The sequence below is a fragment of the Micromonospora sp. NBC_01412 genome (assembly GCF_045040215.1).
Taxonomy (GTDB): Bacteria; Actinomycetota; Actinomycetes; order Mycobacteriales; family Micromonosporaceae; genus Micromonospora; species Micromonospora rubida.
The window spans coordinates 4,192,381-4,207,159 of record NZ_CP109528.1; the positions used below are offsets into that span (position 1 = coordinate 4,192,381).

Sequence of the window (14,779 nt, forward strand, 5' to 3'; positions counted from 1 at the left end):
CGCTACCAGGTGCCGTCGTCGCGTACCCGGGCGGGGGCGCGGCCGAGCAGCAGGGTGGTGAGGGCGGCGTCGATGTCGGCGCCGAGGAACCACTCGCCGGCCTGGTCCAGCACGAACACCCGGCCCCGCTCGTCGATCGCGATGATGCTCTCCCGGCCCTCCGCGCCGATCGGAAACAGGCGCATGCCGAGGACCGAGCCGAAGTCGGCCAGGGTGTCCGCCGAGTGCGCCGCCCGCGTCGGATTGGTGTTGAACCAGCTGATCCACACCTCCTGCCCGGGACCACGACGGTGGGAATAGACGGCCGGGAACGCGGTGAGGGCGGCCTCCGCGGCAGCGAAGGGCTCGTGCCGGTGCAGCTGACCGGCCACCTCGCACGTGTCCGCGATGGCCCCGGCCGCGAGGGCCGGGTTGAACATCGTGTCCTCCCACCCGCCGTCCATCAGCGAGTCGCCGACCTCGGCAGGGAAGCGGCCGGGGTGGATCGGCGGCTGCGATTCCGGCCGCCGCTCCCGGGTGTAGGCGAGATCGGACCAGTGGAGCGCGTGGAAGTGCACCAGGAAGTTCACGCACGAGTCGCAGGGCCGCTCGGCCGCGCCCCCCGCCGGGTCCCCGGGCTCGCGCACCCGGTGCACCTCGAGCCGGGAGGTCTCGAGTAGGGAGCGGGAGGCGTCCATGGTCATCGGCGCCCCACCCTCGGCGGCACGGCGGTGGTCGTACGCGTGCAGCAGGTCGGACACGACGATCACTTCCGCGTGTCGGTCTCCGCCCCGCGCCAGGTGGCCCGGAGGCAGCTCGTCGAGGTAGGCACGGACCAGTGGGTGGTGCCGCAGGGCGGCGTCGCCCTTGGCGCCCTGCGCCGTGTGGAGACGACCCTCGACGGTCAGGTGCGCGACGGCGCCGGGTGTCGACAGGCGGCGTACCTCGCGGAGGAGCTGGCTCGCCGGGTCGACCGTGCGCGGCGCCGGCTGCGCCGGCCGGCTGCGCCGGTACATCTCCCGCACTGCGGGGAAGGGCAGGCGGGGCCAGGTCGAGACCTCGCCGGTCTCCTTGTCCACCACCACGGTTGGCAGGTCGCCGGGAGGCACGGCGGCGGACCGGGCCACAGTGGACGTGATCAGGTAACCGACGTCGAACTCCTCGACCAGCGGGGCGCACTCGTGCCCGAGGCGCTGGGAGTCCCGGTGGGCCCAGGCGGTGGCGAGCTGTTCGGCCTGCTGACGGTCGATCACCCGTTTGAAGTTACCGGACCCCACGGATTCCGTGGCACCCGGTATGTTCTGGCCTACCGACAGTGACGGTGACGGGGAGGGTGGCGTTGGCCGAGAGCGTGGACCGGGACGCCAACCGGGCGCTGCGGGCCCGGTTCGACGAGGTGCACGGGCAGTACCGACAGCTCCGCTCGGGACTGGACGAACTCCAGAGCCGACTCGCGCACCTCCGGGTCACCGAACGCTCCGACGACGGGCAGGTGACCGTCGTCGCCGGCGCCCGGGGCGAACTTGTCTCGGTGGACGTCCACCCCTCCGTGTTCCAGGACCGGGACGCCAAGGCGCTGAGCCGGAAGATCACCACGACTGCGCACCGGGCCACCGCCGCCGCGGTCGCCGCCACACAGGAGTTGGTCGCCGGCTACCTGCCGGCCGGATCGGGGTCGGTGGAGTTCCTCCGCACCGGCGACTTCGGGGCCCTGCTGGGCCGGGTCGACGCCGTCATGCGGCGCGGGGAGTGAGCGGCATGGCCGATGGGCAGCTCTGGCTGGACCCGGGCCGCGCGCGGCGTGGCGGCGCCGACCTGACCTCGGCCGGCGAGGCGGTGACCGCCCGGCGCGCGCAGGTGGGCGACCGGATCGCGGGGGCCAGCGCGGCCCGCCCCTGGGGTCGCGACGACATCGGCGCGGCGTTCGAGAAGCAGTACCGCGGATTCGAGGAGACCCTGCTGCGCGCGTGGGCGGGTGTCGGGCGCTCTCTGAAGAACCTGGGCGAGGACGTGGTGCGGTCCGTGGACAACTCCGTGGAGACGGACGCCCGGACCGCCGGACGGCTCGACCGGATCTCCGACCAGCGGCCCGCCGGGCGCTGACGACCCCGAGGACAGCCGTGAGCCTGTTGCCGAGCCCGATCCCGCACCCGCTCGACTACTCGCCGTGGGAGCTGCCCGGCTGGGTCTACGAGGCCCTCGACTGGGTGATCGGCGTGGAGTGGCCGGAGGGCGACGAGCGGGCGGTCTGGGACCTCGCCGACCAGTGGTACGGCGTGGCCGAGGCCCTGGCCGGGCCGCACGGGGACGCGATCGCCGCCGCTGGTGAGGTGCGGAGCGGGTACGGCGGCATCGGGGCGGTGGCCGAGGCGTTCGACGCGGCCTGGCGGCGGGTGGCCGACGGCGACGAGGCCCCGCTGCCGGTCCTGCTGGCCGTCGGCGGCGACCTCGGCCGGCTGGTCGAGGAGTGCGGCTGCGACATCGAGGGGGCGAAGCTCGAGGTCTGGATCGAGCTGGGCATCCTCGTCGTCGAGTTGCTCTCGTTGGCCGTGGCGGCGGTGCTCACCGCCGGTGCCGCCTCGCCCGCCGCCGGTGCCGCGATCACCGCCAGCCGGTTCGTGGTGCAGCAGATCTTCAAGAAGCTGATGGCGCAACTGGCCCGCAAGACCCTCAAACGGGGCCTGAAGGAGGCCGGGGAACGCGCCGCCAAGCGGGTCGCCGAGGGTGGCATGCGGGGCCTGGCCCGGAAGGCGGCACTCGGCGGCGCGGAGGAGGCGGCCGAGGAGGCCGGGGTAACCCTCGCGACGCAGGCGTACCAGAACTCGACCGGCCGCCGGCACGGGCTGGACCTGACCGACGCCGGAATGTCCGCGCTCGGCGGGCTGGCCGGCGGGGCGGTGGCGCCGCTGGCCGGTCTCGGCCGGCACGCGACCGGCCGGGCGGCGCGGGTCGGCGAGCACTTCGGCCGCGAGATGACCGGCGAGATGATCGCCGAGCAGGCGGCCAGCCTGGCCACCGGTCAGGGCCCCGTGTCGCTGGAGGACGCGTCACGGGCGGCGGCGTCGGGCGTCACGGGATCGGCCACCGGGCAGACCGACGCGGCGCTGCACCACCGGCTGGACGGCCGGATGGCGGTCCTCGCCGGGGCGTCCTTCGCCCCGCCGGACCTCGGAGCCGGGTCGGTGCCGACGACGGCGGACGGCGCACAGCTCCCCGCCGCCGGGACGACCGTCGGCATGACGAGCAGGGAGGGTGGCCAGCCTCAACCCGTGGACGGTGGCGCCCCGGCCGAGCGTGTGATCGCTGCCGTTCAGTCACCGACCACCGCCACGACGCCCGCACATGCGCAGGTGCCTTTCGTTCCCCCGGTTGACACTCCCGGGCTCCCGGCGACGCCGGTCTTGTCCGCCAGCACCGTAGATTCCGCGGTCAGCCTGCCCTCCGCACCGCAGTCCGGCCCCGGTTCGGTGGAAGCAGCGGCGCCCGCCCACCCGATGCTGTCGTCGATCCCGGCCGACGCCACCCAACCCGGGAGCCGAGGCGTGGAGACAGGGCCGCCGCCGGCAGCCGGCGGCGGCACCTCATCGACCGCCAGCGGATCGAGCCCCGCTCCACTGACGGGCGCGACGTCGACTCCGCACTCATCGCCGATCCCGGCGGCGTCCGGCACGAACCCGACCACCCTCCCACCGGTGGTGTCGGCGTCGCCGTACGGCACCGCCGGCCCACTCGGAGCGACCGGGCAGAACAGCCCGGTCACGGGACACGATCCGACTCCGCCGCCACGCTTTCCCCTGCCGGTGACCGGAAACTCACATCCACATCCACATCCACATCCACATCCGCACCCGCGTCCGGCTCCGCAATCGACCCCTCAGCCCGCGCCGGAACACCCCGGTCGCACGGATCCCACCGTTCCTGTGCCGAGGTCACCCGAGTGGTACGCGGCGCAGTGGGCCGCTGAGCGCGAGGCGTTCGACCGGCGCCGGTACCAGGACTACTCCCAGCGGCAGCGTGCCTGGTACGAGGACAAGCGGCGACGCGATCGCGCGGCCGAGCTTCGTGAGGGGGCTGAGCGGCATTACGAGCAGGCGCGCTGGCTGATTCGCGAGGCGTACAGCCTGAACAGCGCAGGCCGCCGTGACCTCGCCGACCAGTTCGTCCGGGACGGCCGGCAGAAGGAGCGCCAGCACCACCGGCAGATGGGCCTCGCAGAGGAGGTGCTCGCCGGCAGGGTGGCCCCCAAGGTCGTCGAGGTGGACAACCGGGAGGACTTCGAGCGCATCAACAGCGACGACTACTCCCTCACCCTCGGCGCTGTGGAGGGCGACGGCCCCTCGGCGCTGACCGGCGACGACGACCCGCCACCGATCGACCGGTCCCGCCGCTACGGGCAGTGGGGCGGGCTGCGCCCGCCGTTGGCGCTGCACCAGTCGGACCTCGAACAGGCTGTGCCCCGGGACGCCGGTGGGCGGGTCCTACGGACCGCCGACCCCCGGCGGGGCGGCTGGTTCCGGCTGGCCAACGACGGTGGCCCGGCCGCCGACCCCACCCGGGGCATCAACTGCCTGGACTGCACCCTCTCCTTCTACGAGACGTGGATGCACGGGCGTCCTCGGGTCTCCGCACCCCGCACCTTCGACGGGTACGCCGCCGGGGACATCACCCGGCCCCTCGGCGGTGAGATCGACGGCCCGGCGCGGGTGGAGGACACCACCGGCGGGCGCTTCCAGAAGGTTGTGGACCCCGATGAGGAAGCTTCCCCGGGGGACACGTGGAACGCGGTGAGCCGGGGGTTCGGCAGCCTGGAGGGTCAGTTGCGGGCCGGCGGTCACGGCAGCTACGCGTTCCTCATCACCACGTACGAGGGCGGCGGATCGCACGCCTGGGTGGCGCTCAACCAGAACGGGAGCGTGCTCTACCTGGACCCGCAGAGCGGCGCCGTCTCGGACATGCCGATCTACACGCACAGCGGCGGGCCGGCCCCGCACAACGTGACAGGAATCGACGCCCTGGTCCTCGGCCCGAACGGTCGTCCGATGCCGCTGCCCGGCGCCCCGCCGGGGACGTTCAGCCAGCGCGCCGAGGTGACCGACGAGCAGCCCTCGCCCGAGGACCGGACGCGGGAGTGGCGGCCCGGGCCGGACGACCCGTCGGACGACGAGCTGTACGTCAACCGGGTCCACCTGCTCGAAGGCCCCGGGTCGGCTCCTGCGGGGGCAGCTGAACCAGGTGAAGCCGGGCGGCCCGCTGTTCCCCATCCCTCACCTGACAGCGGAGACGGGCCCTCCGATTCGCCGGCCCAGCGGCAGGCTCGCGATCAGGCCCGCGCCCACCGACAGGCGAGTGGAGTCTCCGACCGTACCGTCGTCCTGGAGGGCCGGAACCTCGAAGAGATCTTCGCGGCCGGGGTGACTCCTGCGGAGTTCGCGGCCGAGGCGGACGCGTCGACGCTGCGAAGGCTCGTGCCGTCCCTCGACGAGCCGGCAGCGCATGCCGTGGCGGGACTGCTCGGCGACGATCGGGTCCGAACCATGCTCCACGACACGTGGCACACCCCGCCGAAAGGCGAGCCGATGCTCGCCGAGACGCTGGCCACGCAACTGGCGCATCGGCCGGACCTGGCCCACATGATCCTCGCGTCGCCGGCGCTCGCGGGCTCGCTGACGGCGCGTCCGCTGACGCTTCACGATCTGGCCAATCATCAGCAGGCCATCGACGTGCTCGGGGAAGTGCTGGACGACATTGCGCAACGCGGGGCCGCAGCAGTTGCCGACGAAGCCCCTCCCGCAGTGCAACCGACTCCCCTGAACGACAGCCAGCGCAGCCTCAGCGCTTCATTCACCCATGCGGGAGAACGGGCGATTCAGCCTGGCTTCGATCTTGAGCGCCGAGATGACCCGGCCTACCGGGCCAATTACCTCGATGAGCTCTACCTGGAGGCGGTCGTTGCGCAGGCTGAAGTTACGGCCCTCGCGGAGGAACTGGCAAGACGATCACGTGCCGGTGCGCATGCCGACTCACGTCCGCATCCCAAGGACAGGCAAAGAGTCGAGGACAAGATAGTCAATTACCACGGAAATGTTTCGCTTCTGACGGATCTCGCGGCGGCGAAGGTTTCCTTCAACTTCTTGTCCGACGTTTACGACGCCCTCGATATGCTGGCCGGCCATCCCGACTTCGACATCCTGGAGTTCGATGACCGCCTAGTGAAACCTCAGGCCAGCGGCTATCGCGACGTGCAGATGATGCTCCGTACGTCATCGGGGCACGTGGCCGAGTTTCGCCTCCACCTGGCGGCGCTTGACGAGGTGGCGTCGTGGGAGCATGCGCTCTACAAGGTGCGCCGAGACCTCAAGGCTCTGGCCAAGGCACAAGGCCGTAGCATGTCCGCCATGGAACAGGCCATCTGGAATGGCGTTCTGGCCCAGGAGCAGCAGTATTTCTGGCGTGCCCTTCAGTCGACCCTGGATGGATGATTTACGTGGCGCAGATGCCGGGCCTTGTCTTGCCTGCCTACTTCAGCTACTACAAGTCCCCGGTCAAGATGAACGCCTCTGCGGAGGGCGGTGTCAAGGCGTGGCGCCTGTCCGTGGAATCCGGGGGCTGGGACCCGGCTGACGACCTTGTGGAGGATATTCTGTTCGCCGTTGGCGGCGAAATCACTCCGCTGGCCCCTGACGAATTCGTTCAGTGGACGGAGCATGACCGCGGTCGCTACCTCCGAGGCGAGGGTCCGATCTTCGCCCTCTATGGGACCGTGCGGGCGATCGAGGATGCCGCAGCTGCCGAGCGGCGACGCCTGACGACGGAGGAGCGCGCCCTCATCCACGGGATCAGGCGCAAGACCTTCGTCATGTTCGAGGAGCAGTTGCAGCGCGAGGGCGGCCTCGGCGCGGACCCGACCATCGCAGCCCTCTAGCGGAGCTCGCTCCCGCCCTCCCGCCCCGTCGCCGCTCCTGACGTGGTGCAGGCGCGAGGGGTGCGGAACCCGGTGGACGTGGATGGTGGGGGTGTGGCTATTATTAGTCCGCACGCCGCCCGGCCCAGCCGGCGCGGGGAGCATGGTGGCTGTAGCTCAGTTGGCAGAGCACCGGGTTGTGGTCCCGGTTGTCGTGGGTTCAATTCCCATCAGTCACCCGTTACACGAAGGCCCCCTCCGTACGGAGGGGGCCTTCGTCGTGTCCGGGGCTGCCGGTCAGGTGGTCGGCTCGGCGCTGGGGGTCTCGGCGGTGTCGCCGGGGGTGGCCTCGGCGCTCGGGGAGGCGGCGGCGTCCGGGTCGTACGGCAGGGCGCTGCCCTTGACGTACTCGTCCCAGCTCATGTTCCAGTCGGTCCAGCCGTTGCCGTTGGCGAGCTTGCGCTCGGTGCCCTTGACGGTGATGGGGTCGCCGACCCGGGTGTTGGCGAACAGCCAGGCGCCGTTCTTCATCGAGACGTTCACGCAGCCGTGCGAGACGTTGACGCTGCCCTGCTGCCCCTCCGACCAGGGGGCGGCGTGGATGAACTCGCCACCCCAGGTGAGCCGCTGGGCGTAGTCGATCTTCGTGCGGTAGCCCTCCTCGGGGCCCAGCTCCTCCATGGTGTCGAAGACCGTCTTGCGCAGCTTCTCGATGACGACCATGGTGCCGCTGGAGGACGGGGTGCTCTTCTTGCCCAGGCTGACGGGGATGGTCTTGATCACCTTGCCGTCCTTGGTGACGGTCATCCGCTTGGTCTTGTTGTCGACCGTCATGATCACCGCCGGGCCGGTCTTGACGTCGACCGACAGGTCGGCCCGGCCGTACCAGCCGTCACCGAGGGGCAGGCCGCCGGCCTGGATCCGGTACGAGACGGCGGTGCCGGCCTTCCAGAACTCCTTCGGCCGAAACCGGATCTCGGTGGGGCTGACCCAGTGCCAGATCCCCTCCTGGGCGGGCGTGGAGGTCACCGTCATCCGGCGCTGGACGTCGTCGCGGTAGTCCTCCGGGACGGCCCGGCTGAACTTCACGATGAGCGGCATGCCGACGCCGACGACCTGGCCGTCCCCGAGGAAGCTGCTGATCCGGACCTGCTTGCTCGGCTTCGCCATCGTGGTGAAGGTGCTGGTCGCCTGTGCCGGCCTGTCGTCGTCGCCGGTGGCGGTGACGGTGGCGGTGTAGGTCTCGCCGTACTTCAGGGCGCCCTTCGGCAGCCAGCTCCCGCCGTCGGCGGCCAGGTTGCCCTCGACGGCCCCGCCGGCGGAGTCCTTCAGCTCGACGGCGGTGTCCTTCGCGTCCTTCGTGGTGAAGGCGATGCCGGTGGACGCCGGCACGTCCTTGGCGTCGGCCGTGGGCCCGGTGATCGTGGCGGTGGCCTTCGGTGCGCTCTCGCCGCCGCCCTGCCAGGCCGGCGACTTGCCCCCGCCGCCGTCGTTCGTGCAGGCGGAGGTGACCGCCAGTACGGCGGCGAGCAGCCCCGCCGCGAACATCCGGCGGCGGCCGTCCCGCCGGGTCAGCTGGTCCTGGGTCGCGCGCATGATTCCCTCACTGTCGTGGTGCCCCGGTTGCCATCGTCTCTCACTGACGCACGGAAACACGTACCCGTTGCGGGGGGTGAAGAGAAACACGCCGACCATCATGTCCGAATGCTGATAAAATGTCGACCCTCGCGAACGCTGTTCCTGAACGGCGGGAGGGCGGGGCACCCGAAAATCGGGCGCCTCGCCCTCCCGCGGCGGTCGTCTCGTCAGGCCAGAGCCGGGCCGGAGCCGCCCTCCGGCACCGGCAGCGCGCTGCCCTTGACGAACTCGGCCCAGCTCAGACTCCAGGCCGTCCAGCCGTTACCGGCGACGAGCTTGCGCTCGGTGCCCTTGATGGTGATCGGGTCGCCGACCTTGGTCTGCGAGAAGAGCCACTTCGCGTGCGCCGTCGAGACGTTCACGCAACCGTGCGACACGTTCTGCCGCCCCTGCACGTGCTCGGACCATGGCGCGGCGTGGATGTACTCGCCGCCCCAGGTGAGCCGCTGGGCGAAGTCGATCTCCGTGACGTAGCGGTTGGCCGGGTTGGGATCGTCCCGGGTGTCGAAGGTCGTCGACTCCTTCTTCTCCATGACGACCATCGTGCCGCTGGAGGACGGGGTGCTCTTCTTGCCCAGGCTGACCGGGATCGTGCGAACGACCTGGCCGTCCTCGTAGACGGTCATCTTCTTGGTGGCGTTGTCGACCTTCATGACGAACGACCGGCCGATCTTGGCGGTGGCGCTCCGGTCGACGTTGCCGTACTTGCCGTTGCTCAGCGGGATGCCGGCCAGCGCGATCCGTACGGTGATCGTGGTGCCGGACTTCCAGTACTCCGGCGCCCGGTAGTACGCCTGCGTGCCGTTGGAGACCCAGTGCCACGCACCCGGCTGCGGCGGGTCGGTGCGGACGAACATCCGCTTCTGCACCGCCTTCCGGTCCTTGGCCGGGATGCCCGGGTGGAACTCGGCGACCACCGGCATCCCGACGCCGTACGTCTTGTCGCTGAACAGGTAGAGCCCGGAGGCGATCGTCGACTTCGGCTTGGCCATCGTGGTGAAGGTGCTGGTGCCCTGCCGGGTCTCGCCACCCTCGCCGGCGGCCGTGACGACGGCGGTGTAGCGGGTGCCGTACTTCAAGGCGCTGTTCGGAACCCACGACGAGCCGTCGGCGCGCCAGCGGCCCTCGACCTTGCCGCCGTTGGCGGCGGTGAGGGCGACGTCGGTCACCTTGCCGCCCTCGGGGATCTCCGCGGAGATCTCGGCGCTGACCGGCCTGTTCTTCGCGCCGTCCGCCGGACTGACCGTGAGCGGCGGGCCGGCGCTGGCGGCCGGCGCGGCCGGGGCCGTCCCTGATTCCGCAGCGACGCTGCTGCCGGCGGTGGGGGTGCCGCCGACGAACTCCGCCTTCTTCGGGTCATCGCCGCACCCGGTCAGTGCCAGCGACGCCATCAGGCTCAGGGCCCCCACCATCGCCCCGACCCGCGCGAACCTGCCCATTCCCACCTCTGTTCTCGCGTACCTGGCGGACATCGTGCCGCATGAAGGCCAGGAAGTGTCGCCTGCGGGCGTATGGGCCGGTAGTTTGATAGTTTATGTCCGGTAAGCCTGCCCGAAGGGGGGAGCCGGGTATCGGATTGGAGCGTGCTCCAGAGGGCATGCTAATGTTCTCCCCGTTGCCAACGAGCGCCGCTAGCTCAACTGGCAGAGCAGCGGACTCTTAATCCGCGGGTTCGGGGTTCGAGTCCCTGGCGGCGCACCAGCAGCAAGGCTCTGACCTGGGGTTTTACCCTGGGTCGGAGCCTTTCTCGTTTCCGTGTCGGTAGTCGGGTGCTCGGTGGGTGCTCGGGAGCCGTTGGACTGGTGCGGCCCTCAGCGGACGGGTGGCGTGGTCGTGGACGCTGGTCGGTTTTCCAGGCTCCTGGTGCGGCTCGTCCGTGTTGGTGATCATGCCTGGTGGTGTTCCGTACGCGTGATCGCGCCCGGGGCTGGTCACCGTGAGGGCCCACCGTGGGGGCTCCGGGCGGTGCGGTGTGCCTCGATTCTTGGTGGATGTTCGTCGGCGCCGGCCTGCATGTTGACTTGCCGTCACAGGCCTGATGCGCTGAGCTGCTGATCGATGGATTGGTCGTCCGGGCGGGGGTGGTCGTGGGCGTGCAGGTGGATCCCGAGTGGTGGAGTTCTGGAGTCTGGAATGGTCGGCCGATCGGCGAGTTCCTGCAGCGGCGGGACGTGACCGCTGCCTTCCGGTTTCTCCATGCTCGCGGTGTGTCCTATGGCAGGATCGCGGCTCTCGTCGGCGTCTCACCAAACCGTGCCGCGGAGATCGCCAAGGGCGTCCGGCAGGTCACGGCCTACGAGGTACTGGAACGGATCGCGGTCGGCCTGAGTATTCCGCGTCCGGCGATGGGGCTCGGCCGGACCGACGACGCGGGCGCGGTGCAGGATGCCAGCCGCGCGACCAGTGCGGGCATCGGGGCGGAGCGGCCGTTGGCGGGTGAGGGAACCAGCGTGGAGGTGAGCGGTCTTGCTCGGCTCCGGCTGGAACTTGACGAGGCTTTGGCATCGGCGAGTGTCGCTCCGCGGCATCTGGATCTGATCGAGGAATCGGCCGGCGAGCACATGCGGGTGTACCCGTCTGCTTCGCCCCAGGTGATGTTGTCGCTGTTGGCCGCTGACTGCCGGGAGGTTCAGGTCCTGTCGCGTCGGCGTCAGCCGGCGGTGGTCCAGGCCCGGTTGTCGGGGGTGGCGGCGCTGTTGGCGACGATGTGTGCCGATGCGCTGATGCGGCTGGGGGATGTGGGCGAGGCCCGACGGTGGTACCGCACGGCGATTCATGCGGCGGATGACAGTGGACAGGCGCGGTTGAGGGTGCTGGTGCGGGCCCAGGCGGCGATGCTGCCCTACTACTTCGGAGATCCGCGTCAGACCGTCGCTGTCGCTGAGGAGGCACTGGCGGTGACCTCGACCGCCTCGCCGTCAGGTGCCCTGGCGGCAGCGGGCCGGGCTCGGGCTCTGGCCCGGGTCGGGGCCACCGGGCAGGCGCGGGCGGCCATCGACCAGGCACGCCGGATGTTCGACCAGGCCGGCGACGAGGACACCGACGTGGCGTTCAGGTTTCCGGCGAAGCGGTTGCTGCTGTACCTCTCCGGGACGTACACGTGGCTGGGCGACACGGCGGAGGCGTACCGGGTCCAGGACGAGGCGTTGCGGCTGTACGGGGCGGCTCCAGCGGTATCGATCGACGCGGCACTCATTGCCCTGGACAGGTCGATGTGCCTTGCCCACGACCGACGGGCGGCCGAAGCGGCCGTGACCGCACGCGAGGCCGTCGCGGACCTGCCCGAGAGACAGCGGACGGAGATCGTCCTGATCCGGGCCACCGATGTGGCGTCGGCGATCCCTGGTAGCAACCGGCGTGGTGAGGTGGCCGCGTTGACGGACTACGTGCAGGTGTGCCGCGAGCGCGCCCGTAGGCTGGGGAGCACAGCCGCTGCACTCGGTCCCTAGGAGCCCCATGTTCGTCGAGGCGCGCACCCGACCGGTGCTTGCCGAGGTGTGTCGTCGTCTGAGTTACCCAGAATCGGAGGCAGCCCTGCTCCGGCACCACACCAACGCCGTCTACGCCGTCCGTGACGTGGTGATCAAGATCGCCCCTGGTGACCTTGGCATCGAACGGGTGCGTGCGGTGGTAGCCGTGGTGGACTGGCTGGCCGCTCGACGGTTCCCGACGGTGGAGTTGCATCCGGGCCTGGCACAGCCGTTGCGGGTGAGCGGTCACGCCGTCACGGTCTGGCAGCGACTGGACTCTGCCGACCACCGCCCGATCACCGTCGCCGAACTCGGAACACTTCTTCGTGACCTGCATGCTCTGCCCGCCCCGCCGATACCGCTGCCGGTCCTGCAGCCGATCAACGGCATCGCCCGGTCCGTCGCCCGTTCGGAGATCCTGAACGGCATGGAGCAGGATCTGCTGATGGACCGGCTCGAGGTGCTGGCTGCCGGCTGGGAGGCGATGCAGTTTCCCCACGGTCCGAGCCTCATCCAGTCCGACCCGCAGATCCGCAACGCGCTTCGGCGCTTCGATGGCACGCCCGTGCTGGCCGACTGGGACGGTGCCGTGCTCGGGCCCCGGGAGTGGGACATCGCGACGGTCGCTGTTCACTGCCGCCGGTTCGACCCTCCCGGCCCGGCGGCCTTCGCCGACTTCACCACCGCCTACGGCTGGGATGCCACCTCTTGGCCCGGCTTCGACGAGCTGTGCCAGCTCCGCGAGCTGCAGATGATCGCGACCAACGCCCGCAAGTCCCGTCCCGGAACCGATGCTGCCGAGGAGGTGCGTCATCGGATTGCGGGCCTTGTCGACGACGGCGCAGAGATCCGTCGGTGGCAAATTCTCTGAACCCAGCCGCCGAATAGCCGTCGATCGCCGACGCGCGGGGATTGGTCCAGCTCAGACACGATGAGGTCCACCGTGACCTGCCACGCTGGGTCTATCTCCCCGCTCGCCATGAAGCGATCGTGGACCCCAGGAAACGCGTAGGCGGAACGGTCCGGGCAAAGTCCTGAAACCTGGGTAGCCAGACCGAGCCGCCCGTGTCCCGGCCGGAGTCAACACCGGTCGACGTGACGGCCCGAGGCGGGTGCGGCACGGGGCAGATGTGCTCCCAGAGCCGCGACACCGTGCCCACCCCCTCGGTGCCTGTCGGAACGGGGGTAGGAGCATGCCTGCACGCAGAGCAACCTCCAGCAGGATTCCGCGAAGAACGCAGGACCCGGGATCCGGGGGAGGCCCCGTGACCGGTGATACGACTTGGCTAAAGATCGGCCCTGCTGCTCCGGGCGGCACTGGCGTCGTCGCCCAGGTGCGCGTGCCCGCCATCCACACGCTGCCACCGCCCTCGACCACCACAACTCCGGCCGGGTTTCTGGAGAGCTGGTCATGACTCTGTACGTCTCATCCCACACCGTCCAGCCCGATGGACGGTTTCCGACGCCGGCCCCGGATCCGCTCGACTCGCCGTGGCGAATGCAGGGTCTGTCGACGGCGTCCCAGAGGCTGCGCCGGGGCTGGCGCCTTCTGCTCGGGCGCGAAGCAACCGCACCCGGTGGGGCCGGGCGATCAAACGGCCGGCATCGCCGCCACTGCACCCATCACGCGACCCCGCCGGGTGCCCGTCCCAGCCGAGGTGAGGGCGGTGTGCTGGCAGCTCAGCGGTCGGCGACGGGATCCGCGTCGCACACCCGGGCGATGGGACCGGTTGCCACAGCGGGCAAGGACAATCATCGGCTGGCGAAGGATTCCACTCCCGATTCGCCGGGGGTGGGCCGGGCCGGCTGCCCAACGTTGGCGCAGGAGTGGCGTGGGCGGGGTGGTCGGTGGTGACGCGTGCCGAACCGCCCCGCCCGCACCTGCCGATGCGCCCGTTGTGGCGGTGCCGAGCCTGCGGTGCCGAATGGCCCTGCTCGCCGGCCCGGCTCCGCCTGCTGCGCGAGTACGAAGGATGCCGGGTGTCCCTGGCGCTCTACCTCGTCGTGATGCTCAACGAGGCCGTCCAGGACGCGTACCGGCTCGGGCCGGATCGTAGATGACGGGGTTTCTCCGCGTCGGGTGGTGATGGATCTGCTTCGGGCTGCTGTCGCGGCCGGTGAGGGTGTGATCGTCGATCCGGAGGCGGTGGCCGCCGATTACGCCCGGATTCAGTCGTTGGTCGTTGGATTGTCTGCGGGTCAGCAGGCGGAGGTGTTGGCGTCGGAGCCGGTACGGGCGACGTTGTTGGATCCGCGGCGCCCGGCGCGGGATCTGCTGGAGCACCTGCTCGACGGGATCGCGTCGTGTCGGCTGCTGTTCAGCGAGTACGCCGACGACGAGCCCACGCGGCCCTCCGATGAGGGCGGAGCCGCATCGGATGCGGCGGAGCCCGGAGAGTTGGAGTTCGTGGTGTTGGTTCGCCAGGAGGCCGAGCAGTCAGGTGGCCGGCTGAGCTGACCCTGCCCCCGTGCGCCACTGCCGGCACACCACCGACCCTCATTGCCGTTGACCGCCACGACGTCCGTGCACGGCCCCGGCTGGCGTTACTCGGAACTCACCTGACGAACTTCGCCGGAGCCCTGACGCGTGTCTCGACACCGCCTTGGGCGCTCGTAACCACAGTGTGGTGGGTCTTCGTTGCGCCCCACGAAGTTGTGCCTCCTTGGGTATCAGCGGTCGATCGAGGTCATGTTGGCCTCGTCATGGCGGTCGCCGGCTGCGGGCTCCTGTCACGGAACGTGACGGTTCCGAGTTGGGCGTGCGCGCACGGACGGCGGCAGATCAGTGCAC

General features: G+C 70.5%; 11 protein-coding genes and 2 tRNA genes. 10 read left to right on the forward strand and 3 right to left on the reverse strand.

What is annotated here, in order from left to right; genetic code table 11:
* Positions 1-2: 2 nt before the first annotated feature.
* Complete coding sequence (locus OG617_RS19320; protein WP_405094473.1) at positions 3-1,232, reverse strand: SUKH-3 domain-containing protein; 1,230 nt, start codon at positions 1,230-1,232, stop codon at positions 3-5.
* Between the two features lie 68 nt (positions 1,233-1,300).
* Here OG617_RS19320 and OG617_RS19325 point away from each other — a divergent pair, with 68 nt between their 5' ends.
* From OG617_RS19325 to OG617_RS19345, 5 genes are all read left to right on the forward strand, one after another.
* Positions 1,301-1,732, forward strand: a complete 432-nt coding sequence (locus tag OG617_RS19325; protein ID WP_405094474.1) for a YbaB/EbfC family nucleoid-associated protein — start codon at positions 1,301-1,303, stop codon at positions 1,730-1,732.
* Between the two features lie 5 nt (positions 1,733-1,737).
* The gene (locus OG617_RS19330; RefSeq protein WP_405094475.1) at positions 1,738-2,082 is read left to right on the forward strand and encodes a hypothetical protein; all 345 of its coding nucleotides are present in this window, start codon (positions 1,738-1,740) and stop codon (positions 2,080-2,082) included.
* A gap of 17 nt (positions 2,083-2,099) precedes the next feature.
* Positions 2,100-6,458, forward strand: coding sequence for a toxin glutamine deamidase domain-containing protein (locus OG617_RS19335; RefSeq protein ID WP_405094476.1), 4,359 nt, complete (start codon positions 2,100-2,102; stop codon positions 6,456-6,458).
* Positions 6,455-6,901, forward strand: a complete 447-nt coding sequence (locus OG617_RS19340; protein WP_405094477.1) for a hypothetical protein — start codon at positions 6,455-6,457, stop codon at positions 6,899-6,901. The genes OG617_RS19335 and OG617_RS19340 overlap by 4 nt, the downstream gene beginning before the upstream one ends.
* A gap of 145 nt (positions 6,902-7,046) precedes the next feature.
* Positions 7,047-7,119: transfer RNA gene (locus tag OG617_RS19345), tRNA-His, on the forward strand.
* Between the two features lie 58 nt (positions 7,120-7,177).
* Here the strand turns inward: OG617_RS19345 and OG617_RS19350 are convergent.
* Positions 7,178-8,476, reverse strand: a complete 1,299-nt coding sequence (locus OG617_RS19350; protein ID WP_405094478.1) for an Ig-like domain-containing protein — start codon at positions 8,474-8,476, stop codon at positions 7,178-7,180.
* Positions 8,477-8,685: 209 nt separating this feature from the next.
* Entirely contained in the window at positions 8,686-9,957 is a 1,272-nt protein-coding gene (locus OG617_RS19355; RefSeq protein ID WP_405094479.1) for an Ig-like domain-containing protein, read from the reverse strand.
* A gap of 186 nt (positions 9,958-10,143) precedes the next feature.
* Between OG617_RS19355 and OG617_RS19360 the strand changes: the two genes are divergently transcribed.
* From OG617_RS19360 to OG617_RS19380, 5 genes are all read left to right on the forward strand, one after another.
* Positions 10,144-10,219: transfer RNA gene (locus OG617_RS19360), tRNA-Lys, on the forward strand.
* 380 nt (positions 10,220-10,599) lie between these two features.
* Positions 10,600-11,967, forward strand: a complete 1,368-nt coding sequence (locus tag OG617_RS19365) for a hypothetical protein (protein WP_405103815.1) — start codon at positions 10,600-10,602, stop codon at positions 11,965-11,967.
* A 7-nt stretch (positions 11,968-11,974) separates the two neighbouring features.
* Positions 11,975-12,859 (forward strand): phosphotransferase family protein, encoded by an 885-nt coding sequence (locus OG617_RS19370; protein ID WP_405094480.1) that lies wholly within the window; start codon positions 11,975-11,977, stop codon positions 12,857-12,859.
* Positions 12,860-13,839: 980 nt separating this feature from the next.
* Positions 13,840-14,049 carry a flavin reductase gene (locus tag OG617_RS19375; RefSeq protein WP_405094481.1) on the forward strand — a complete coding sequence of 70 codons (210 nt, stop codon included), beginning with the start codon at positions 13,840-13,842 and terminating at the stop codon, positions 14,047-14,049.
* A 19-nt stretch (positions 14,050-14,068) separates the two neighbouring features.
* Positions 14,069-14,446, forward strand: coding sequence for a hypothetical protein (locus tag OG617_RS19380; RefSeq protein WP_405094482.1), 378 nt, complete (start codon positions 14,069-14,071; stop codon positions 14,444-14,446).
* Positions 14,447-14,779: the final 333 nt, after the last annotated feature.